At 52.0% G+C, this 21,573-nt stretch carries 19 protein-coding genes; 8 read left to right on the top strand and 11 right to left on the bottom strand.

What is annotated here, in order from left to right; genetic code table 11:
- Positions 1-142: 142 nt before the first annotated feature.
- Positions 143-508, bottom strand: a complete 366-nt coding sequence (locus P0078_RS00960; protein ID WP_282932612.1) for a VOC family protein — start codon at positions 506-508, stop codon at positions 143-145.
- A 65-nt stretch (positions 509-573) separates the two neighbouring features.
- Positions 574-1,797, bottom strand: a complete 1,224-nt coding sequence (locus P0078_RS00955) for a CaiB/BaiF CoA transferase family protein (RefSeq protein ID WP_282932611.1) — start codon at positions 1,795-1,797, stop codon at positions 574-576.
- Between the two features lie 276 nt (positions 1,798-2,073).
- Here P0078_RS00955 and P0078_RS00950 point away from each other — a divergent pair, with 276 nt between their 5' ends.
- Complete coding sequence (locus P0078_RS00950) at positions 2,074-2,391, top strand: Mpo1-like protein (protein WP_282932610.1); 318 nt, start codon at positions 2,074-2,076, stop codon at positions 2,389-2,391.
- A gap of 5 nt (positions 2,392-2,396) precedes the next feature.
- Here the strand turns inward: P0078_RS00950 and P0078_RS00945 are convergent, their stop codons facing one another.
- Positions 2,397-3,824 carry a TyrR/PhhR family helix-turn-helix DNA-binding protein gene (locus tag P0078_RS00945; RefSeq protein ID WP_282932609.1) on the bottom strand — a complete coding sequence of 476 codons (1,428 nt, stop codon included), beginning with the start codon at positions 3,822-3,824 and terminating at the stop codon, positions 2,397-2,399.
- Between the two features lie 196 nt (positions 3,825-4,020).
- On the opposite strand from P0078_RS00945, the gene phhA reads away from it, so the two are divergent.
- The 3 genes from phhA (at position 4,021) to P0078_RS00930 (ending at position 6,832) form a co-directional block, all read left to right on the top strand.
- Positions 4,021-4,878 carry a phenylalanine 4-monooxygenase gene (phhA, locus tag P0078_RS00940; protein WP_282932608.1) on the top strand — a complete coding sequence of 286 codons (858 nt, stop codon included), beginning with the start codon at positions 4,021-4,023 and terminating at the stop codon, positions 4,876-4,878.
- Positions 4,879-5,095: 217 nt separating this feature from the next.
- On the top strand, positions 5,096-5,566 hold the full coding sequence (locus tag P0078_RS00935) for an Lrp/AsnC family transcriptional regulator (protein WP_108733441.1): 471 nt from the start codon (positions 5,096-5,098) through the stop codon (positions 5,564-5,566).
- 96 nt (positions 5,567-5,662) lie between these two features.
- A complete protein-coding gene (locus tag P0078_RS00930; RefSeq protein ID WP_282932607.1) occupies positions 5,663-6,832 on the top strand; it encodes a cation:proton antiporter domain-containing protein in 1,170 nt (389 codons plus the stop codon).
- A 68-nt stretch (positions 6,833-6,900) separates the two neighbouring features.
- Here P0078_RS00930 and P0078_RS00925 read toward each other — a convergent pair whose 3' ends face one another.
- Positions 6,901-7,704 (bottom strand): amidohydrolase family protein, encoded by an 804-nt coding sequence (locus tag P0078_RS00925; RefSeq protein ID WP_282932606.1) that lies wholly within the window; start codon positions 7,702-7,704, stop codon positions 6,901-6,903.
- A 771-nt stretch (positions 7,705-8,475) separates the two neighbouring features.
- Between P0078_RS00925 and P0078_RS00920 the strand changes: the two genes are divergently transcribed.
- Positions 8,476-8,883, top strand: a complete 408-nt coding sequence (locus P0078_RS00920) for a hypothetical protein (RefSeq protein WP_282932605.1) — start codon at positions 8,476-8,478, stop codon at positions 8,881-8,883.
- 306 nt (positions 8,884-9,189) lie between these two features.
- Here P0078_RS00920 and P0078_RS00915 read toward each other — a convergent pair whose 3' ends face one another.
- From P0078_RS00915 to P0078_RS00885, 7 genes are all read right to left on the bottom strand, one after another.
- Complete coding sequence (locus P0078_RS00915; protein WP_282932604.1) at positions 9,190-9,510, bottom strand: hypothetical protein; 321 nt, start codon at positions 9,508-9,510, stop codon at positions 9,190-9,192.
- A 68-nt stretch (positions 9,511-9,578) separates the two neighbouring features.
- On the bottom strand, positions 9,579-10,073 hold the full coding sequence (locus tag P0078_RS00910; RefSeq protein ID WP_282932603.1) for a hypothetical protein: 495 nt from the start codon (positions 10,071-10,073) through the stop codon (positions 9,579-9,581).
- 111 nt (positions 10,074-10,184) lie between these two features.
- Positions 10,185-10,634, bottom strand: a complete 450-nt coding sequence (locus tag P0078_RS00905; protein ID WP_282932602.1) for a hypothetical protein — start codon at positions 10,632-10,634, stop codon at positions 10,185-10,187.
- Between the two features lie 389 nt (positions 10,635-11,023).
- The gene (locus tag P0078_RS00900; RefSeq protein WP_282932601.1) at positions 11,024-11,221 is read right to left on the bottom strand and encodes a hypothetical protein; all 198 of its coding nucleotides are present in this window, start codon (positions 11,219-11,221) and stop codon (positions 11,024-11,026) included.
- 232 nt (positions 11,222-11,453) lie between these two features.
- Positions 11,454-11,918, bottom strand: a complete 465-nt coding sequence (locus P0078_RS00895; RefSeq protein WP_282932600.1) for a DUF2489 domain-containing protein — start codon at positions 11,916-11,918, stop codon at positions 11,454-11,456.
- Positions 11,918-12,847, bottom strand: a complete 930-nt coding sequence (locus P0078_RS00890) for an AEC family transporter (RefSeq protein ID WP_282932599.1) — start codon at positions 12,845-12,847, stop codon at positions 11,918-11,920. Before P0078_RS00890 ends, P0078_RS00895 begins: the two co-directional genes overlap by 1 nt.
- Positions 12,848-12,853: 6 nt before the next feature.
- Entirely contained in the window at positions 12,854-14,332 is a 1,479-nt protein-coding gene (locus P0078_RS00885) for a DNA recombination protein RmuC (RefSeq protein ID WP_282932598.1), read from the bottom strand.
- Positions 14,333-14,487: 155 nt separating this feature from the next.
- Here P0078_RS00885 and murI point away from each other — a divergent pair, with 155 nt between their 5' ends.
- From murI to P0078_RS00870, 3 genes are all read left to right on the top strand, one after another.
- Positions 14,488-15,321: a glutamate racemase gene (gene murI / locus P0078_RS00880; protein ID WP_282932597.1), complete on the top strand. Its 834-nt coding sequence runs from the start codon at positions 14,488-14,490 to the stop codon at positions 15,319-15,321.
- Between the two features lie 98 nt (positions 15,322-15,419).
- Positions 15,420-18,119, top strand: coding sequence for a PD-(D/E)XK nuclease family protein (locus P0078_RS00875; RefSeq protein ID WP_282932596.1), 2,700 nt, complete (start codon positions 15,420-15,422; stop codon positions 18,117-18,119).
- Entirely contained in the window at positions 18,116-21,547 is a 3,432-nt protein-coding gene (locus P0078_RS00870) for a UvrD-helicase domain-containing protein (protein ID WP_282932595.1), read from the top strand. The genes P0078_RS00875 and P0078_RS00870 overlap by 4 nt, the downstream gene beginning before the upstream one ends.
- Positions 21,548-21,573: the final 26 nt, after the last annotated feature.

Here is a 21,573-nt window from a genome sequence, read left to right as displayed (position 1 = left end):
GTTCTTATAGTTAACTTAGATAACTCAATCAAAAAAATGGCTAGATTGTTCATAGGAGTGAACTTCAAATAATTCGTACTTACAGGCCTCGACAATTACCAACCTAAATAGTATTGATCTATTTTCCCTCCAAGCTCCATTTTTAAATTAGCGCATTAACTTCAATTTTAGTTCCCACCGGATCAAAGAATACCAATTGCCGAAGATTGCGACCCGGAACATCCATTTGATGGCTAGCAACACCTAGCGCATCCAAACGTTGTTTTATAGGCTCCAAAGCTTCTGTACGAAACGCAATATGATCCAGGTAGGGCTTCTCAGGCTGGTCACCGCTCACCTCACCATCTATTAAATGCAAAATAGCCCTACCATTGCCATAGAGCCAAAAACCATCTCGCTTAAAGTTAGGCCTCTCACCCTCTGTCAGACCGAGAACCTGGACATAGAAGTCCCGTACCCGCTTTAAGGTTTCCATTGGAGCAGTAATATTGACGTGGTCGAGTTCCATCTGTTTTCCCTAAGTTACAAGGCACATCCTTGTGCCTGATTAGCAGTAAGTTATCTATCTATAACTTACACAATACTCTTGTTTCGCAACTCTTCTACTTGCTCGTCACTTTTGCCAAGCAAATCTCGCAATACTTCTTCAGTGTGCTCACCCAATACTGGCGGCGCCTGGGTGTAGTCAAGTGCGGACTCGGAGAAGATTACAGGGTTGCGCACGGTCTTCACCTTTCCAGCTTCCGGATGATCCTGCTCAACCACCATACCCCGGGCCTGTACTTGAGGATCAGCAAAAACCTCCTCCAATGTATTAATAGGCCCACAGGGAACATGAGCATCACTAAGATGCTGGAGCCACCAAGCGGAATCGTGCTTACGAGTCGCCGCTTCAATCTGCGGCACCAATTCTTCACGCGCCATTACCCGCGCTGAGTTAGTCCCGTAGGCAGGATTTTCTGCCAGTTCTTCTACACCCGCGATTCCACAGAAGCGTTTAAACTGGTCATCATTACCCACTGCCAACATAAAATAGCCATCTTTTGAGGGGACTGCCTGGTAGGGGACAATATTAGGATGGCCGGTACCCTGTCGCTCAGGGCTTTTACCAGAAGTAAGGTAATTTTGGGCTTGGTTAGCCAACCATGAAACCTGGGTATCCAATAAGGCGAGGTCGATATGCTGGCCAACACCCGTATGCTGCCGGTGAACAACAGCTGCCAATACAGAAGATACCGCGTACATCCCTGTCATCAGGTCGGCTACGGCCACCCCCACCTTTTGCGGGCCCGCGCCCGGTTGCCCTTCCGGCACACCGGTAATACTCATCAGGCCACCCATCCCCTGGATCATCGCATCATAGCCTGCTCGTTTTTTGTACGGGCCAGTTTGCCCAAAACCTGTAATCGAGCAGTAGATAACACCAGGATTGATCGCCTTGATGGATTCATAATCCAGGCCGTACTTTTTCAGCCCATCTACTTTGTAGTTTTCAAGAAGGATATCGCATCGGGCTGCCATCTCCTTGATTAGGGCCTGGCCGTCTTCAGTAGTGATATCTACGGTTACTGATTTTTTTCCGCGATTGGCACTTAGGTAGTAAGCGGCATCAGCAGTGTCATTTCCCTTCTCATCCTTTAGGTAGGGAGGGCCCCAGTGGCGAGTGTCATCTCCTCGTTCCGGGCGCTCTACTTTAATAACCTCAGCCCCAAAGTCAGCAAATACCTGCCCAGCCCAGGGTCCGGCGAGAATACGACTTAAATCGAGTACCTTTAAGTGTGCGAGTGGACCTGCCATAACTTCCTCATATCGCTTACTTGCGGGTTAACCGCATATTTTTGCGGCAGCCTAACAGATAATTTGTGCCCGCGCCCTGATTGGCGGCCGTAGCTATTCGTCTTAAACTTAGGAGCCTCTGAACAAAACCGCGATACAGCTAGCTTACGGAGCGATTCAAAGTTAAGGCGCGGCCTCGTAGCAATGCCTGGACCTTTCAAGAATTCGCAATGCAGAGATATTACGGATTTGTTCAGCGGTTCCCCTGATTGTGCAATAAAAATAAGGAGGCACAGCATGGCCGCAATAGAAGCGCAAAAATTTGAATCTTTTCGCGAGTTTTATCCATTCTACTTACAGGAACACAGCAACCTTACCTGTCGTCGGCTGCACTTCTTTGGTACCAGCCTGGTGTTCGCGACAATAATTGCGGCCGTAGTAACTTCCAATATGTTGTGGCTGGCAGTTACTCCTGTCGCAGGCTACGGGTTTGCATGGATCGGGCACTTTTTCTTTGAAAACAATCGCCCGGCAACCTTTAAGTATCCGTTCTATAGCTTTATCGGTGACTTTGTTATGTTTAAAGATATGCTGATCGGACGAATCGACCGCTAAGCAAACTATTTTTTATTGGCCGACAAGCCGTATTTCCGCAATTTGTTGGCCACAGCGGTATGAGAAATACCCAGCTCCTTAGCCAGCTCCCTGGTTGAGGAGTGACCTTTGATAATGTCCGCCAACAACGCCCTCTCCAACTGCTCCATCATTTCCTTATAGGTAAGTCCACGGCCCCAGTCCCGCCAGGGAAGTTCCGCCTTAACCATTAAATCCGGCACGTCCGCACAACTGATCGACGCCGCCCCTCTAATCAAGCATTGACTGGATGCGGCCATTAAATAGTCCCTGAGGCCGTTGAAGTTATCCGGCCAGTCGTGGAGTTTGATTAACTCCATCACCTCGCTATCAAAATTGAGCTCACTAGCCTCTGGGGACTCCTGGCGCATTAAAGTACTGGCATAGCGCGGCAGAGCCGTTCGCATATTTCGCAACGGGGGCAAGGACATCGCTAATGACGAAAAGAGCTGCGCAAGTGGCGGCGCAATAGATTCCCTATCAAGAGCGGTGGCCACCAATCTCAGCGATGCCGGCAAATTGCGGAGTTTTCTCAATAAATCAACTTGAGCTTCTGTTTTGAGAGTATGTATATCCTCAAGAATCAAAGTACCCGTTCGACGAAGATGTGAAGGCAGCTGCATAGTCCCATCAATGGGGATAATTCGATAGCAATCAGCCCTTGAGGCCGACGGGGAGAGGTAATGCACCGCACAGGCAAACGTTGTCTTTCCTGTGCCCCGCTCACCCAGTATCAACAGAGGTGCGCTGAGTTCAGATAAGTCCTGCAACTGGAGGCAACTCCTTCGACGCAAATCAAAATCCCACAACACCATCGGTCTTGGCAGCTCAGTGACAAACTCGCTGCTATCCCAAGGCTGTAAACGCAGTACCGCCCCAGCCAATGAGTCAACCGCTCCAGGATTTCCCTCCAGAGTGATCGGGGACCAGTCCACACGAAAACTCTGCCCCCTTACCACCAGAGGCAGTCCGTAGCGAGGTACTGCAAAATCCCGCAGTAATTCTGCGACCTGCATAAGCGGCAGGAATCTCTGCAGCTGTAGACCTGGCACCTTGTCCAGGCTCACACCGAAAGCCCTTGCCGCTGCCAGATTCGCAGCGACCACTCTGCCCTCGCGATCCACACTAAGAACCGGGTCAGTCACATGACTCAGCAAAGTGTCCAACTCGAAATGACGTCGCTCCAGAGGCAATAGAGAGATCCTCCGCACCCGCTTAACTCCAGGAACCTGGTGCAGGGACTTCTCGATAGTCTGGTATTGAGTGGCAAGCATCCCGGGCGCTATCAGATAGACCTTATCTCCACTGTCACCCCCGAGCTCACCAGAGGTCACATTTATTCGATATTTTCCGAAAATTTGCATTATTTCGTGCAAAATGCCGACACGATTTGCACAAGTAATCTCTACCCGCACAGCTTCACCTGTAAAGAAATGTTTACAGAAAGTGTAATTTGAACTCCCCGGAAGGCGCAATAGCTCGCCGCTACCTCTCCCCACTAAGGACACGCCTGGCTAAAAATAGAGGTCGAAACATAACAACAACAGGTTCAGCGGCAGGTGCTGGGCACTGGGAATCAGCGAGAGCTACCGAGCCGCAGGAGAGACATTCATGAAGAAAGAAGCAAAGAAGGCAAGTAAGTACGTTGCCCGTGAGCCCAATGAAGACGGCTTTATCGAGTATACCGACCTTGAACACCAAACTTGGCAGCGTCTGATTGAACGTCAGCTGGATGTCTTACCCGGTCGCGCCTGCGACGAATATATGCACGGCCTGGAGTTGCTGGACCTACCGAAAGACCGCATCCCCCAGCTTGAGGAAATCTCCAGTGTGCTACGCAAAGAAACGGGCTGGGAAGTCGCCCGGGTTCCCGCACTGATCGGTTTTGAGACTTTTTTCGGTCTGTTGGCAGACCGAAAATTCCCGGTTGCAACCTTTATTCGCACCCCAGAAGAATTTGACTACCTGCAAGAGCCGGATATCTTCCACGAGATTTTTGGCCATTGCGCCATGCTTACCAACCCAGCATTTGCAAATTTCACCCATAAATACGGGCAACTAGGCCTTAAAGCCTCCCCCAAGGAGCGTGCCTATTTAGCCCGCCTGTACTGGTTTACAGTGGAGTTTGGCCTGCTGAACACAGACGATGGGCTACGTATTTACGGCGGCGGCATCCTGTCCTCACCGAAAGAGACTCTCTATGCATTGAGCCACCAGCCAGAACGCTATGATTTTGACGCAGTTACTGCACTCCGTACCCCATATCGTATCGATATCGTTCAGCCCATTTACTACGTACTGAATAGCTTACAGCAGCTGCAAGACCTTACCGAAATTGACCTGATGGCCAAGGTGCGCGAAGCCATTGAACTAGGCTTATTTGAGCCCCGCTTCCCCCTAAAGACGCAGCCTAACTTACGGCACGAGATTGGGCAGCCAACATCCGCCCAATCTCAACTACCCAACTAAAAAGCTCCCCCAGAAGCGTTGCATATTTAGGGAAATTCCACTACCAGCACTCTCGCCCGGAGCCTATCGTATCTGCAGTAGGTGTGATGGGAGTTGATGACAACTCATCGAACGGCCCTCTCACCCACTCGCCCAAATACCGTCAGGGGTTGCCAAGGAGGCAACAAAATCAGAGCAAGGACACAGAACCCCTACCTTATAGGGAGCGGATAGCACTATGTCCTCACTTGACGCGATTGATAGAAAACTTCTTGCGATTCTGCAATCTGACGTCAGCCTTTCAATCGAGGAGCTGGCGGAGCGTGTGGGCCTGACAAAAACCCCATGCTGGCGCAGGGTGCAGAAACTGGAAAAGAGCGGCATCATTCGGCGCAAAGTCGCCCTGCTCAATGCAGAGATTCTAGGCCTCCCGGTCTCAGTGTTTGCCCAGGTCAAAACTGACCAGCACACACCGGAGTGGGCAGACAACTTTGCCGAGCATATGGCTCAACTGCCCGAGGTAGTGGCTTGCTACCGCATGGCAGGCGACTACGATTACCTGTTGCGAGTGGTAGTCAGCGATATCACAGCCTACGACCGCTTTTACAAAGAGTTAATCCGGCACGTTGGTATCAGCGATATTGTCTCCAACTTTGCCCTGGAACAGATCAAAAGTACTACCGAGTTACCGATTCCGTCTGGTGAATAAGGTCTCAACAGAAGCACTTGGTAGGCACATAGCTCTTTCAGCTGTTCGCACATCTATGGATAATGGTTAAATCTCGCTCACACATAAGGATGGCCTGTGGCGGACAGCTCCCTTTTCCAATCATTCTTCTTGATCTTTAGTGGCGCAGCAATCGTCGCCTCACTGGCTCTTTTTGGGCGGCAACCACTTCTGGTCGCCTACATCGCTCTCGGTGTTCTACTCGGCCCTTCAGGATTCGCGGTAATCGATAACCTGCGGCTGCTATCCGACATGTCCAGTGTTGGAATTATCTTCCTGCTCTTCCTATTGGGGCTGGATATGCAACCACAGGCACTGGTATCTGTATTGCGCAAAGCTACTTTTGTGGGGGTTGTTAGTTGTGCAATCTTCCTCGGCCTCGGTTTTGCCATAGGCTTGCTATTTGGGTTCACTACCGTTGAGTCCTGGGTGATCGGCATGGCGCTGATGTTCTCTAGCACCATTATCGGTATCAAGCTCCTTCCCACGACGGTACTTCACCACAAGCACCTGGGTGAGCTTATGGTGGGGCTTCTTCTCTTTCAGGACTTTGTAGCAATAGTCTGCCTAATGGTACTGCTGAGTGATAACACCGGTGATGAACAGATCTGGCAATTGGCTCTCTCCTTTGGATCGCTGCCTCTGCTACTCCTTTTCGCCTGGCTTATCGTAAAATATATTTTATTGCCACTATTTACCCGCTTTGATCGCTTCCACGAATACGTATTCTTAATGGCACTTGGATGGTGCATGGGAATGGCAGAGCTGGCAGAAGTTGTCGGCCTTTCGAGGGAAATCGGTGCATTTATTGGTGGTATCACGCTGGCCGCCAGCCGGATTTCACAGTACATCGCCCTCAGTCTTAAACCATTGCGAGACTTCTTCTTAATCCTTTTCTTTTTCAGTCTGGGAGCGCAATTCGAACTTGCCATGCTCCCGGAAATCCTAGTTCCGGCACTGGTTACGGCCGCTGCCGTACTGGTGATAAAGCCTGTTGTATTTCACTTCCTACTTGGGAATCGTAGTGAACACAAAGTGCTCTCGTGGGATATTGGGTTTCGGCTCGGGCAGATTAGCGAATTTTCACTATTAATTGCCTTACTCGCTTATACACAAAACCTGATTGGCAGCGAAGCTTCACATTTAATCCAGGCAACCGCGATCCTTACATTCCTGGTGTCGTCTTACATTGTGGTGATGAACTTCCCCAATCCCATTGCGATCAAGGATGAACTGAGAAGAGACTAACCCCTTAGCCTCTTCCGGCAGAGGGGTTTAGCAGAGCGCAGCCATCAACTAACAATGGTGGCAACTCACTAAAGCTTAAACACCTTCTCAGCATTCTTATATAAGAAGAGTTCGGCAACCTCATCCTCCAACTCCAGAAGGTGCAACTCCTTTAAACACATCTCCGGTGTGAGCATCGGATAATTGGTCCCGAACATCACCTTATTCTTACCATGAGACTTGATAAATGAAACCAACTCACGGGGGTATCGTTTTGGCTTATAAGCAGAAGTATCTATGTAGACATTGGGAAACTTGGTCGCAAAAGCGATCATTTCATTGTGCCAAGGGTACCCAATATGGCCGCAGACAATCTTTAGATCCGGAAAATCGAGAGCAATCCGCTCAATATGAGCAGGACGGCCAGAATCAGAGCTGCGCAACGGCCCGGTAAGACCCACTTGCAAACAAACTGGCACATCCAGCTCAACACATGCCGCATATAGCGGATAATACAAAGGGTGAGTACAAGGCAACTCCCAGAGCCACTGCACAATACGCAGCCCTTTAAAGTCATGTTCCAAAACGTACTTGCGCAGGGTTTGCACAGCCTCTACTGGCTTTTGCAAGTCCACTGATGCCAGACCGCAAAACCTGTCAGGATGAGTTAAAGTAAGATCCAGTACTTCATCATTGCTAATCAAGGCCCCGCTCGGTCCATGCCAAGCAGAGATCAATGCCTTGGATACGCCTGCCATATCCATAGCTGACAGGGTCCACTCAAGGGGAACTTCTTTAAAATCCTGCCCCATCCAACGTTTTAAAGTATCAAAGAAAGGTTCAGCAAGAAAACGCTCTGTAGGATGCTGGGCCCAAACATCAATCACCGTCATGTTAGCAACTCCCTGCTCTTAAAGTGCACTTCAAGTTAGAGTTAAGACAAAATGAAAGCCATTCGCTTGTAACCTTGGGACTGCCTCTAAGTGGAATGCAGTACCCGCCACGACCTATCCATTAAGCTAACACTATCAAGGTGCCCCCACTCTTCTTAAACATTATCTTTCAAAAAGCCTAACAAATTAGCTAACCCTGAAGTCACTTCGATATAGAGGGGAATTAAAAGCTCCTACAATCATCAATATTATTTATGCCTAACTCTCCCCAAACATCATGTATTCACACCACCAAAAAATAGACGGATTTATTCAGGCCCAATATCCACATAAAAAATTCGACAATAAAATCAAAAAATTGACCAATAGAACACTTTAATTATTTAATCGTAAACTCCTCTGGAATCTCTCTCGAATATTTAACCCCCTCCCTTTGAGATCTTCTGAATTTCACTGAAACGCACCTCCCTAAGCTCTACAACATCCTTAATAAGAACGTCGACATAAACCATCAATACATTCCCATCAAATTTTGGAAATTGTAATAGCACCATAACAGCCACCACTAGCAACAAGCATACAGAAGCACTAAACAAAGAAAAACCTTAAGAATTTTACCGGCATAAAGTACTGATTCAATAGTGAAAATATTCCCAATTAAAAACAACCGATACAAACAATAGATTGCGATTAGAGGCAAGCATCCACCTCTGCTGCAACAATTAATCTTCAACAGGAAATCAATCGAGTAATATTATGCCACTAGTAAGAATGAAACAAGAAACAGCGATAAAGCACTTTTACGCCATCCCAGCAAATAACAACATGATTGCTGGCGTTTTAAGCGATTCAGGTTTACGTAGAAGTATTGCAATTACACAACATAAAGAAAGACCAGATTCAACAGACAAGAACACCACACTTTTTATAAGACAGTCAACTTTTGATCAAATAGTCCGCGGCGAATATTGCGCTCAGCATGAGCGCCCTATTGGTAACAACCCAAATCAAATTGAACGATATGTTTGCAATAGGGACATAGTTGCAAAAGTAACAACAAAAAAACACATAGACGGTTATGAAGTAGAAATTGACCTGATTGACGACGATACGGGTGATGCCACATTTAACTGTCAATTTCAAAATGATGAATGGCTTCTATGGCACATGAACAACTAACAATACCATTTAGACACCAATAAATTCATTTCCTCTAAAAATGTAGCTAAGTATTAAGCTGTTAACTTTAGCTGCATTTTTATGATCCAAAGTATAAAGGGATTATAGTTGTTGCTTATAGCCAGGTTATTCATCAACCTATTGAGCATCAATAGGCGGACACAGTTTTTTCTTATGCTCCCTTCAACCCCAGAGCGCCCAAGATCATTCACCATATAAAGGACAAAAACATATCCATTATTATCTAAAACCATCCACGCTAAAGCCTATAGACGCTCATGGCAAAACTCACTTTCTCATGTCAATTTATTGACTTATAGTATTGAGCCGATCTTTCACCGCCGCAGAATCTACTGCAGTGTAACTCGAAATCAGCTTTTGTCGTTCACAGTCTTTACCAAGCATAATTCCTACACCTATCATTATCCCAGCCGGAACCGTAAAAACCGACACCCAGATCTCACCCAGCCCAAAAAATCTGACAGCAACCACCGAGACTACACAAAGAAAAAGTGCAGTAACTTTAAGAAGAACCTCACCTGACTTATAGATTTTCAGTCGCCCCTCAAGATCCTCTTCCCTTTTCAAAAGCTCCTGCAAGACCCCTATCTCATATTCTTTTTTCATCTTTGAATCCAACACTTGTTTAAATGATATACACCAATACAAAAATAAAAACGATACCCCGCCAATAGTTAGTCACTGCTTTTCCCTATAGCAATGAAGTGCCCCTCACTGACAAAATCGACAACCTCAAGTGAACTAAATTGCTTCGATAAGTTTTCACCTTCCAGGTTCCACTTCCAGCCTTCTTTCTGCCAATCATAAAGATCTTCATCTTCACAAGAAATCACTTGATCTTTGATCTGAAGCTTTTGGCAATAACCGGAAGCACTCCATAAGTGATGTTTTGACGGCATCAGATAACTATTTTCTCGTGTAAGTAAGAGAAACACTCTTACCTCACCCCTATCTTTTAAAATCAAATACGAGTGCCCCCAATAGCCATCAAAGCCACTATCTATAATTACAAAGCGCTTTTCTTTCAGCTCGCCCATGTCGAACCTTATCAAATGCTCACCAGCATTGGCAGGCATACTCCACGATTCTATTAGTGGCTTAAAACTGAAACCAATACCACCCAGAAGCAGAGATATCACTAAAGCAACTAACACCCTCTTTCTATACATGGAAGCTCCCTCTCCTAAGAACCAACGACACTACTTACAAAAGGCACGGCGATCATTCGAAGCTTCCCGACCAACTAACCCAGCCTTGTTAAGCAATTAGCAGAACCTGTGCTAGACCTCCCTGGCACGATCCACCCTATCGATTAAATCTTCAACAACAGGGCTTTTAGAGAAAAAATTAAGTCTCATAGGGGGGATAAAAGCCAACTCCTTTCCAATATCCCCCTCCGTGCGCACTTGCAAAACAATTCTCTCCGGCGCGTTCATTTGGGCATAGTTGATATTAATAACATCTTTAAGTTGAACTCTTTGCCGCTTCCTCCCTTTTTGAAAGAGCAATGATTCCCCCTCATCGTATACTTCATCAGCCAAACTCCACAGCAGCTTCTTAAAAAAGACAAAGCCAAATACAGCCATGAAAATCGGCATAACTAAAAGCATAAACGAATCTTTAACCGCGCCTCCAGATATGGAGGAAGCCATAAAAAACACCAAAAAACCAAACCACACACCTGGAAAAATTCTCTTAAAATAGAATGTAGATCCTGATATCTTCTTCATATTTGCATACAACTCTACGCGTATTTAACCCTAAACATTGCCTTTCAGTGCGGATTGCGCCACCGCTCAACGAACGGTGGCGCCCCACTTAACCACAGAAAACTCCCATTCAATAATGCCTGCCCGATATAGTTGATTTATCCACTCTCATACCTATGCAGTTATTGGCTATCTGGTGCCTGCGCATGCTCACTTAAACCACGTCGCACCTGCCATATCTATTTATAATTGTCACTTCAGTGACGATATCGATTAGGATCTTTTCAGGTCAAAATAACACCCACCAAAGTTAACCCTAAAATGATAAGCCTTGAATTTTTCACCGCTTGGTTTTAACTCGATATGAGCCTCCAAAGGCACCTGAAAAATATTATCGGCTCCCTCAGGACCTATCCATGCTGAGCCGCTGAAACGACAAGACTGGTCGCAAAGCACCAATCATCAAGTGATCTTTCCTTAACCAGCAGAAAACTAAGTCTTCTCGCTGCCAGCCGCTCCATTCGCAGCACTCGTCGCTTAATTCTCAGCTTGCTGGAATAAATATACTTCCAGTACCGATCCTCTCTCGATCCAACTTCTTCCGTCATAAGTCAGGCTTCTATTCGAAGCTAGCTGAAGGGGTAATGGTTAGGCAGGTAGCTAGCTCGACAAAAACAATACTATAAGTCGATACTTATAACATTCTAAAGGTGAGGAGGCGAGGGAGACGTGATATGAAGGGGCCTGGAGGAAGGCTGGCGATACGATACTCTTCAATCAGCAGGCAGCCCCCTACCCGCTGATCCAAAAAGCCACCCCCAAGCAGGAAATGACTCAGTTCTAAAAAGAACGCCCCAAAATACGCTTGGCAGCATCCATCGCAAAATCCTTATAATCCGCCTCTACTTGCGCCATCTCCAACTCATATTTGAACTGTTCTTTACGCGGCAGTTCTTTCCAGTCTTTGAGAATTGGGATATGACTGGTTTTCTCTGCAATGGTGTAAAAGGCCACAAACTCTTCACGCACTTTATCTTCCACCTGAAGTGCATCCAAAAGAACGCGAATACGAATCGAAGCTTCGGTAAGCCCTACCCCATCATCCAACAAGGTGCGGGCAATAATCTGGATGCTGTCGTTTACTCTTTCGCGCTGATCTTCAGCAGCTTGCTCTAGCTCCGCCAGTTGTTCGGCCTGTTTCTTTTGCGCTACTGATAGTTTGCGCAGATAGTAGCCAGCCACAATAGCGAGAGCAAAAATGATTACTGCTGCAAGAATAAGCAACCAGGTTGGGAAAACGGTCATTAAAAGTACACCTTAAGCAATGCCAGCCCGATACTGGCAGTAACAACAGAAAGCAATGTGCTGAGCCCCACAATATTCGCCGTAAGCTGGCTGTTCCCGCCCATCGCATGGGCCATTACAAAGGCCGAGATCGCACAGGGAGCGCCCGTCATCAGGATCAAATATCCCAAGTACTCAGGGCTCATGCCCAATGCCAAACCAATCAACAGGCAGACAATCGGGGCAACAACCAGTTTAAGTAATGAGGCCGCCAGCGCCGTAGGGGAACTGCGCATCAGTGTTCGCATTTTCATGCTGGCACCAATACAAATAAGCCCCAATGGCAAGCCCACAGATGCAAGATACTGAATGGTATCATGCAGCACCTCCGGCAACCTTACAGCCAACAAACGGCACACAATGGCTGCGATTACACCGAGGATAAGAGGGTTCTTGACCAGCTCCCACAGCATCACCCGCCAACCAAATTTTCTGTCCTTATTGTAAAGCACGAAAAGAGCGACGGCGATAACATTAAACTGAATCGTAAGTGCCGCGACCAACCCTGCGGAATTGGAAACACCCTCACTTCCGTAGGCTTTTTCGATCCAGGCAAGGCCGACAATCGCCACATTTCCACGAAAGGCCCCCTGGATAAATGCACTGCGATCCATTGGCGCTACCGGCCGCGCCAGCAACCATGCCAAAGGGAGCATTACAAAAGTGCCGAGAACCCCTGCTACCAGTAAGTCTATTTCTTGCGCGGGGCTGGTATCTGAGGAATAGATATTAATAAAAAGCAGTGCCGGCAAGGCTACGTGGAAAACAAGCCTTGAAGCATCATCAATAAAGCTGTCCCGAACTATCCCTTTATATTTGAGCAGGTATCCGCCAATAATCATCAGGAAAATCGGCCCTGTGACTGATAGCGCGAATACAAGATTTTCCATAAAAAGTTATTCTTCCGCTGCAGTTTCCTCAGCCTGTGGCAATCCCTTTACCTCAGGCTGATCCGCTCGCTCCCTTAAGTCCGCAGAAATCTGTTTACGGGTTTTAGCACCCAGCTTACGCAAGCTGTCGATACGCTTCACCGCATTACCACGCCCTGTCGCCAGTCGCTTGTAGGTCTGCTGGTAAGCGTCATCCGCTTGGCGCAGGCGGTCACCAAGAACATCCAGTGACTCCAGCACCATAGCAAACTGATCGTGCAGCTTGCCGGCTTCGTCGGCGATTTTTTCCGCGTTCTTGTTTTGTTTCTCGTAGCGCCAGATATTCTCGACGGTGCGCAGGGTCGCCATCAGGCTGGTGGGACTCACCAGGACAATTTGCTTCTCATAAGCGAAACGGAACAGGTCCGGGTCCGCCTGCATCGCCAACATATACGCAGCCTCAATAGGCACGAAAATAAAGACGAAATCCAGGGTGCGCACACCCTCCAGCTGCTCGTAGGCTTTCTTGTTAAGGCCGGTGATATGGGCGCGCAGGGAATTCACATGCTGTTTCAGGGCCTGCGTCCGCTCCTCATCGGTTTCCGCCGAGCTGTAGCGCTCGTAATCAACCAGGGAGACCTTGGAATCGATAATCAGGTCTTTGTTTTCCGGCAGGCGCACAATCACATCCGGCTGGCGCCTGCGGCCATCACTCGTCAGCGTTACTTGCGTTTCGTACTCGCGGCCCTTCTGCAAGCCGGATTCCTCCAGCAAGCGCTCCAGCACCACTTCACCCCAGTTACCCTGAATCTTACGATCTCCCTTCAGGGCCGAAGTCAGATTCAGGGCCTCATCGCTGATTCGCTGGGTTTGCTCGCGCAACGCTTTAATCTGCCCCAGCAGGCTGTTGCGCTCAGCATTTTCGCGATCGTAGACATGCTCTACTCGCTTACGGAAATCCCCCAGCTGGCGCTCCAGCGGATCGAGACTTTTGCGCAGGCTGTCTTCACTGCGGCGCACGAAGCTTTGCTGCTTCTCTTCAAAAATCCGGTTGGCCAGATTCTCGAACTGCTCACCCATGGCAATACGCATTTGCTCCATCAGCTTGCGCTGCTCCGCCAGGGCCACCTCCCCTTTTTCTACCAGCACCTGGCTTCGCGTGAGCTGCTGCAACTTGTCCGCCAACTCGGTTCGCAGGGATTCCACCTCAACCCCAAGTTGGGACTCCCGCTCGCGGCTGCTTTCGATACGCGCCTGAGCCACCTGCAAAGCGGCTTCGCTCTGCAGTAAAGCGCGGCGGCTACTGGCTCGCGCCAACCAAAACACCAAGCCCAACAGAAACAAGATGGCAACAGCCGCCATCACCGCATGATCGGCATTCAATTGCAGCGGGAACGCTGGCATAGAGTGGTACTCCCAGACCTGGAAAGAGATGGATAAATCAGGATTTTGCCAGGGGCCTCGCCCACTGGCCTGCCCGGGAAATAGCCCAGGCGAAGGCGCCATTCTACCAGTTTGCCCCTGGAAAGTACCCCGCGCCAGCCCGGCCGATAACCTCAGTATCAAGGGATAGGTTTGCGCCCGATAAGACCCAGCGGGAATTTTTACGGGGTTTTAGGTATTCTTGGAGGATTGGTTTCGATGTTGGTACTCCAGAACGCATGCACAAACACAGCGCCCACCCAGATAGCCCTGCCCCCAGCGCCCTGATCTTTGATTCCGGCGTGGGCGCCATCAGCATTGCGCGGGAGATCCGCCGCCTGGTGCCGGGCCTGACCTTGCACCTGGGTGTGGACAACGGCTTTTACCCCTACGGCAACAAAAGCGAAGAGGAACTGCGCCCCCGCATCGTCCAGCAGGCCCAAGCCATGATGGAGCACTGCGGGGCCGATATTTTGGTGGTGGGCTGCAATACCGCCAGCACCCTGGCCCTACCCCAGCTGCGCGAATCCCTACAGAAACCCGTAGTGGGCGTTGTGCCCGCGGTGAAACCCGCCGCTGCCGCCAGCCGTTCCCGCACTATTGCCCTGATTGCCACCGAAGGCACCGTCAATCGCCGCTATACCCGCGAGCTGATCGAGCAATTTGCCAACGGCAACCGGGTAATTAATGTGCCCGCACCGGAGTTGGTGCATCTGGCGGAAAGCAAACTGCGCGGCGAAGCCATCACCGCAGAGGATTTGGAGCCGGTATTACACCGCGTATTCCACACCGCCGGTGGCGACCAAGTGGATATTGCCGTATTGGCCTGCACTCACTTTCCCCTGCTGCGGGAAGAACTGGACCAGTTCGCCCCTCGCTCAATCCAGTGGCTGGATTCCGGTGAAGCCATCGCCCGGCGAGTGCGCTGGTGGCTGGAAGAACTCGAGCTGATGCTGCCGGATGCGCCAAACACTGGCCGCCTGATCACCAGCACGGTTGACCTAACCGGCAATATAGAACAGGCCTTCAGCGAGTTCGCCCCTGTTGCCGAACCCCTCGAACCCAACACCTAAGATCGCCAAAATGATGAGAACCGCGCAACAGAGTTGACAGCTCCGTCACAAACCGCGACCGTTCCCCGAATAACAAGCCCTAACCGGTACCCGAATTCATGCTGAAGCCGGCATTTCCCGCTCTCGAAATATTTGCGCAGCTGCCCCCCGGCGGACTGCTGCTCACCCCCAACAACCGTTTGCGCAACCGCTGCCAACAGGTGTTTGCCGCGCAGCAGTCGCCCGGAGCCTGCTGGATGCCGCCGCCGGTGGAGTCCCTGCGCAGCTGGCTGGACAAGCTCTGGTTCCAGCTGCAACAACGCAACTGGCAGCCCGCCTTGCAACAGGTATTGAATCGCGAGCAACGGCAATTACTCTGGCAGCGCGCCCTGGACGAATCCCTGGATCGGCAACTGCTCAACAGCCAGCAACTGTGCCGGGATGCCGATAGCGCCCTGGCGCAGCTGCTCCAATGGCAGCTGATTTCCGATCTCTCGCAAATAGATGAAGCGCTGACTCCGCTTTTGGAGCAGTTCGCACTCTCTATGCGCAGCGACGAGCTGCCGCTGTGCGCCATGATCAAGGCCTTTGCCACTGAACTTCAGGCCCACAGCGCCATCACGCCAGACCAGCGCGATCAATTGATCCTGCGTGCATTCCAAGAAGGCATTCTGGAACCCGTCGCGCAAATTGATACCGCCGGCTTTGCCCAGATTTCGCCCCTCGCCAATGCCCTGATTCACGCAGGTGCCGCAGCTGTAAATGAAAGGCCGGGACTCACCCAGCAGAGTGAACTATCCGTATCCGCCTGCGCCGATTTGGATGAAGAGCTCTACCAAGCAGCTCTTTGGGCCGGACAAAAGCTCGCCGAAAACCCCGGCCACAGCGTTGGCATCGTGGTGAATAATCTGGGCCAGTGCCGCGCTCAGGTGGAAGCGGTATTTTCCCGCGTGCTCGAACCCCAATACCTGGACCCGCAGCAACCGCGCTACACACTGCCGTTTAACTTCTCCGCCGGTACGCCCCTGGCACAGACACCGGTCGGCAGCGCCGCCCTACAATTGCTATCGCTACTGCAAGACGAATGGGATTACCCCCAATTGCAAAATATCCTGTTCAGCCCCTTCTGGGGTGACGACAGTGAAACCTGGCTACGCAGTGCCCTGTTCCGCCGCTTACAAAAACTGGAACTGCGACGCATCGACGGCGCAACCCTGCGCTACTGGGCCGAGCGCAGCGCAGAAGTCCTCCACTTGGAATCACCGCAACTGCCCCGCCAGCTGGAACAAATGGCCGAACGCGCCCGGCGCTGGCAGCGAGCGCCCGCTGAAATTTGGGCCGCGCGTTTTTCCGAAACACTGACAGCATTAAATTGGCCCGGCAACCGCAACCCGGACAGCCAGGAATACCAGCAGCTGATGCAGTGGGAATCCATCCTGGAGGAGTTCGCCGCACTCAGTGCCTGCGGTGGCAACCTTACTCTCACCCAGGCCCTGCAATTGCTGCGTCAAATTGCCAGCCACACCCCCTTCCAGGCGGAAACCCGCGATGGCCCCCTGCAAATTCTCGGGGTACTGGAAGCCGGTGGCCTTGCCTTCGATTACCTGCGCCTGGTCGGCTTCGGCCAACAGCAATGGCCGCCGGCACCGGCACCCAATCCGCTGCTGCCAATACAATGGCAAAAACACTGGAAGATGCCCCGCGCCAGCGCCGAGCGGGAATTGGAACTGGCCCGCGAACTCACCGCCGACCTGCTCAATGCCAGCGGCGATATCGTCGTGAGTTACACCTGTGAAGAAGACGGTGTGCAGCAGGGACTGAGCAGCTTGTTTGACAGCCCACAACAAGCCCAGCACTTTGCCGAAGGCGCCCTGCACAATCACTACAGCCAACTGGCGCAAGCCTGTCAGTTGGAAAAAATCGAAGACAAAAAGCTACCGCCTCTCACCCCCGCCGAATGCGAACGGGTGCGCGGCGGTGCCTCGGTACTCAAGGCCCAAGCCCTGTCCCCGTTAAATGCGCAGTTGCGCTTCCGCCTTGGCGCCAGCAGTTTTACCCAACCGGATATCGGCCTTGGCCCCGCCGAGCGCGGTAATGTGGTGCACCAGGTACTGGCGGAATTCTGGCAACAGTGCGGCACCCTCACACAACTGCAAGCCATGGACGACGAGCAACGCCAAGCGCAAATCGAACGCGCTGTGGAGCGCTCCCTCGGCAGTGTGCGCAAAAAATACAATCACCTGCCGATCGGATTTTGGGCTATGGAAAAGCAGCGCCTGGAGCGCCTGCTGCAACAATGGCTGTCCGTCGAACTGGACAGGCCCAATTTCTCCGTAGAAAAAGTCGAATGGGAACAAGCCGTGGAAATCGGAGGACTGCACTTTAACCTGCGCCTGGACCGGCTGGATCAACTCGCCAGCGGCGAGCAACTGGTAATTGATTACAAAACCGGTATTCCCAGTATTCGCGACTGGCTTACCCAGCGCATCCGCGAACCCCAGCTGCCGCTCTACGCCCTCTTCCAACCGGACGCCCACGCCATCGCCTTCGGCCAGGTGCGCAACGGCGACTGCAAATGGAATGGCTGCGGAGACCTGGAGCACCCCATCACCGGCATTAAAGCCGTGGGCGATACCGAAAAGGAATCCCCCTACGGCACCTGGAGCAATCTGGTGGAGCACTGGCACTACAGCCTGGAATCCCTCGCCACAGAATATCGCAGTGGTGTAGCCACCCTCGCCTTTGATCGCCCCACCGATAACAACAGTGAACTCTGGCCCCTAAACCGCTGGCCGGAAAGGGAGCAAATAACCGAATGAACGAAGTCGTGACCACTCCCGCCCTGCGCCGCCCCATCGATGCCGACGCCCGCAGCCAAGCCCTGGATATCAGCCGCAGCTTTGCCGTATCTGCCCCGGCGGGCTCCGGTAAAACCGGCCTGCTCACCCAGCGCGTATTAAAGTTGCTCGCCGCCTGCCAGCAACCGGAAGAAGTGTTGGCCATTACCTTCACCCGCAAAGCCGCCGGTGAAATGCGCGAGCGCCTGATCGACGCCCTGCACAGTGCCCGCGACCAAGCCCGGCCAGATAACCCCCACGATGCCATTACCTGGGATTTAGCCCGCGCGCTGCTGGAACGGGATCGCGAACTGGAATGGGAACTGCTGCAAACACCCCAGCGCCTGCGTATTCAAACCATCGACGGCCTCTGCCGCAGCCTCGCCAGCCAACTGCCGATCGAAAGCGGCCTGGGCGCACCGGGTGAACCCCTGGAGCGCACTCAAATCGCCTTCGAACTGGCGGTGGTGAATCTGCTCAAACACCTCGATGGCGAAACCCCAGACGCAGACCTACAGCAACTGCTGCTCCACCTGGATAACGACCTGGGCCAACTCAATAAGCTGCTGCGTATTTTGCTGGATAAGCGCGAGCAATGGCTCGGCCCACTTTTGAGCGTCAACTTCGACGGCGCCCAGGACTATTTCCATTTTGTTATCGACGAACTGGTGGCAGAAAAGCTGCAAGACCTCACCACAGCCCTCGGCAGTGTCGCCGGGGAACTGCTGGAGCTGGCCAGTTATGCCGGCGGCAATTTACAAAAGGAAAACCCCAGCCACGGCCTGTGCCTCTTCGCCGAACTGGACGACTTCCCCAGCACAGACAGCAGCGGTCTGCCCGCCTGGCTCGCCCTCGGCAGCCTGCTCCTCACCACCACCGGTGATCTGCGCAAAGGCGGCGGCATCAATAAAAAACTCGGCTTTGGCTTGCCAGATAAAAAAGATCCCGAGCGCCCCATCGCCGAAGAATACAAACAGCGCATGAAAGACCTGCTGGCGGAACTGGCCGGCAGCGAACCGCTGCTCTCTGCCCTGCGGGAAGTGGGCAAACTCCCCAGCGGACTGCAACAGAGCCAATGGCAACTGCTGCAAGGGCTCGCCCAGGTACTGCCCAAGTTAGTCGCAGAATTAAAGCTGGTATTCCAGCAGCTGGGCGCCACCGACTATACCGAAGTGGCCCAGGCCGCACTGATCGCCCTGGGCGATAGCGATAACCCCACAGACCTGGCGCTGAAACTGGACCTGCAAACCCAGCATATTCTGGTGGACGAGTTCCAGGACACCTCCCACACCCAGCTACAACTGCTGGAAAAACTCACTGCCGGCTGGCAGCAGGGAGACGGCCGCACCCTATTTATTGTCGGCGACGGCATGCAATCCTGTTACGGCTTCCGCAATGCCAACGTGGGTATTTTCCTGAATGCGCGTAAACGCGGTATCGGTGAAGTCCCCCTGGAAGCCCTCGACCTACAAGTAAACTTCCGCTCCGAAAGCGCGGTGGTGAACTGGGTCAACGAGACTTTCCAAAGTGCCTTTCCGCAAGCGGATAATATCGGTCGCGGCGCCGTGCGCTATCTACAATCCGAAGCTTTTAAAGGCAGCAAATGGGCCGAGCCCTCGGTCAAATTTTACGGCTGCATCGATGACGAAGACCGCAACCGCGAAGCCACACAATCGGTTGGACTGGTGCAGCAATTACAAGCGCAAGATCCAGAGAGCCGTATCGCCATTCTGGTGCGCAAGAAAAAACACCTGCAAAAGATTTTGCCGGCCCTAAGTACTGCCAATATCGCCTTCCAAGCCCCAGAACTGGCGCCGCTCGCCAGTAAAATGGTGGTGTTGGATTTACTCAGCCTCACCCGCGCCCTGCTCGACCCCAGCGACCGAATCAGCTGGCTGGCAGTACTGCGCGCCCCCTGGTGCGGACTGCAACTGCCAGACCTTTACACCCTGGCCAACTGGGGCAATGGGGATATCACCGTAACAGACACCAGCGCGCGCCCATTATTAATGGCCTTGCAGGAAGTAGACGATATCGCCCTGCTCAGCGATGAAGGGCGCACGCGCCTGGCCCAAGTGGCCCCAAAACTGCTGCACGCCTGGCAGCAGCGCGGCCGCAAACCCCTACGCACCTGGATTGAAGGCCTCTGGCTGGAACTGGGTGGCCCCGCTACCGTTGCGCAAAAATCTGACCTGAATAATGTGCAGGATTTTCTGCAATTATTAGAAGCCTTCGATATCGGCGGAGCCATTACCGACTGGCAACAGTTCACCCTGGCCCTGGAACAGCTCTACGCCCGCCCCGCCCAGGATGCCAAAGTGCAGGTGATGACCATTCACAAATCCAAAGGGCTGGAGTTCGAACACGTACTGATCCCAGGCCTGGACCAAGGCGGCAAACCCGGCAGCGATCAACTGCTGCGCTGGAGCGAATGGCTCAGCCGCGAAGGCGAAAGCCGCTTCCTGCTCGCTCCTAAAAATGCGCGCGGCGGCCGCGACCCGGTATTTGAATACCTGAAACACGACAACAGCGAGCGCGAGCGCCTGGAGGGCACCCGCCTGTTGTATGTAGGCTGCACCCGCGCCATCCGCTCGCTGCATCTTTTGGCCTGCATCAACCGGGATGAAAAAAAGGGCCACCTAAAAGCCCCCAGCAGCGCCGCCCTACTCGCCGGCATCTGGCCCAGTGTTTTGCACCACCAGGAAAGCGACTGGTGCCACTGGCTCGAAGCGGAAGAACCCCTGCTAAACCAGGAAGAAACCAGCAGAGATCACGACTACCTACTGCGCCTGCCCCACCAATGGCAACCCCAAGCTATGCCCCGGCAGGAATGGCTGGCCCAATACCGCATGCCAGACTACCAACCCAAAACCGAGGAAGAAGACAATATTCCCGAACTGGGCCAGGTTGCCCTGCGCTGGCTCAAACACGCCGGCACCGTAGCCCACGAAACCCTCGCCACCATTGCCGAGACCAATATCAACGACTGGACACCCAGCAAACTGGAAGCCCAACGCCCCCTATGGCAACTGCGCCTGAAACAATTGGGGCTATCCGCCACCAGCCTGGATCGCGCCGCCGAGAAAGTGGAGATCGCCGTACGCAACAGCCTCAACTGCCCCACCGGCCGTTGGCTATTGGATGGCTCACTAAGGGAATCCGCCTGCGAACTGGAACTCCACAGCGGCGGCCGGCAGTTACGGCGCTCCATTGTAGACCGTACCTTTATCGATAACGAAGGTACCCGCTGGATTGTCGACTACAAAACTGCAGAGCCCAGTGGTGAGGAAAGCCAGGAGGAATTTATTGCGGCTCAGCTGGAGCAGTATCGGAATCAGTTGGAGAATTATCGAAAGCTTTTCTATGCGCGGGGGAGCGGAATATTCGGTGTGCGCTGTATTTTCCATTGATGCAGAGGTTGGTGGAGTTGGATTAG

It is taken from the genome of Microbulbifer sp. VAAF005 (assembly GCF_030012985.1).
Classification (GTDB): Bacteria; Pseudomonadota; Gammaproteobacteria; order Pseudomonadales; family Cellvibrionaceae; genus Microbulbifer.
Note: the sequence above shows the minus strand (reverse complement) of the source record. Positions and strands in the feature narration are given on the sequence as shown.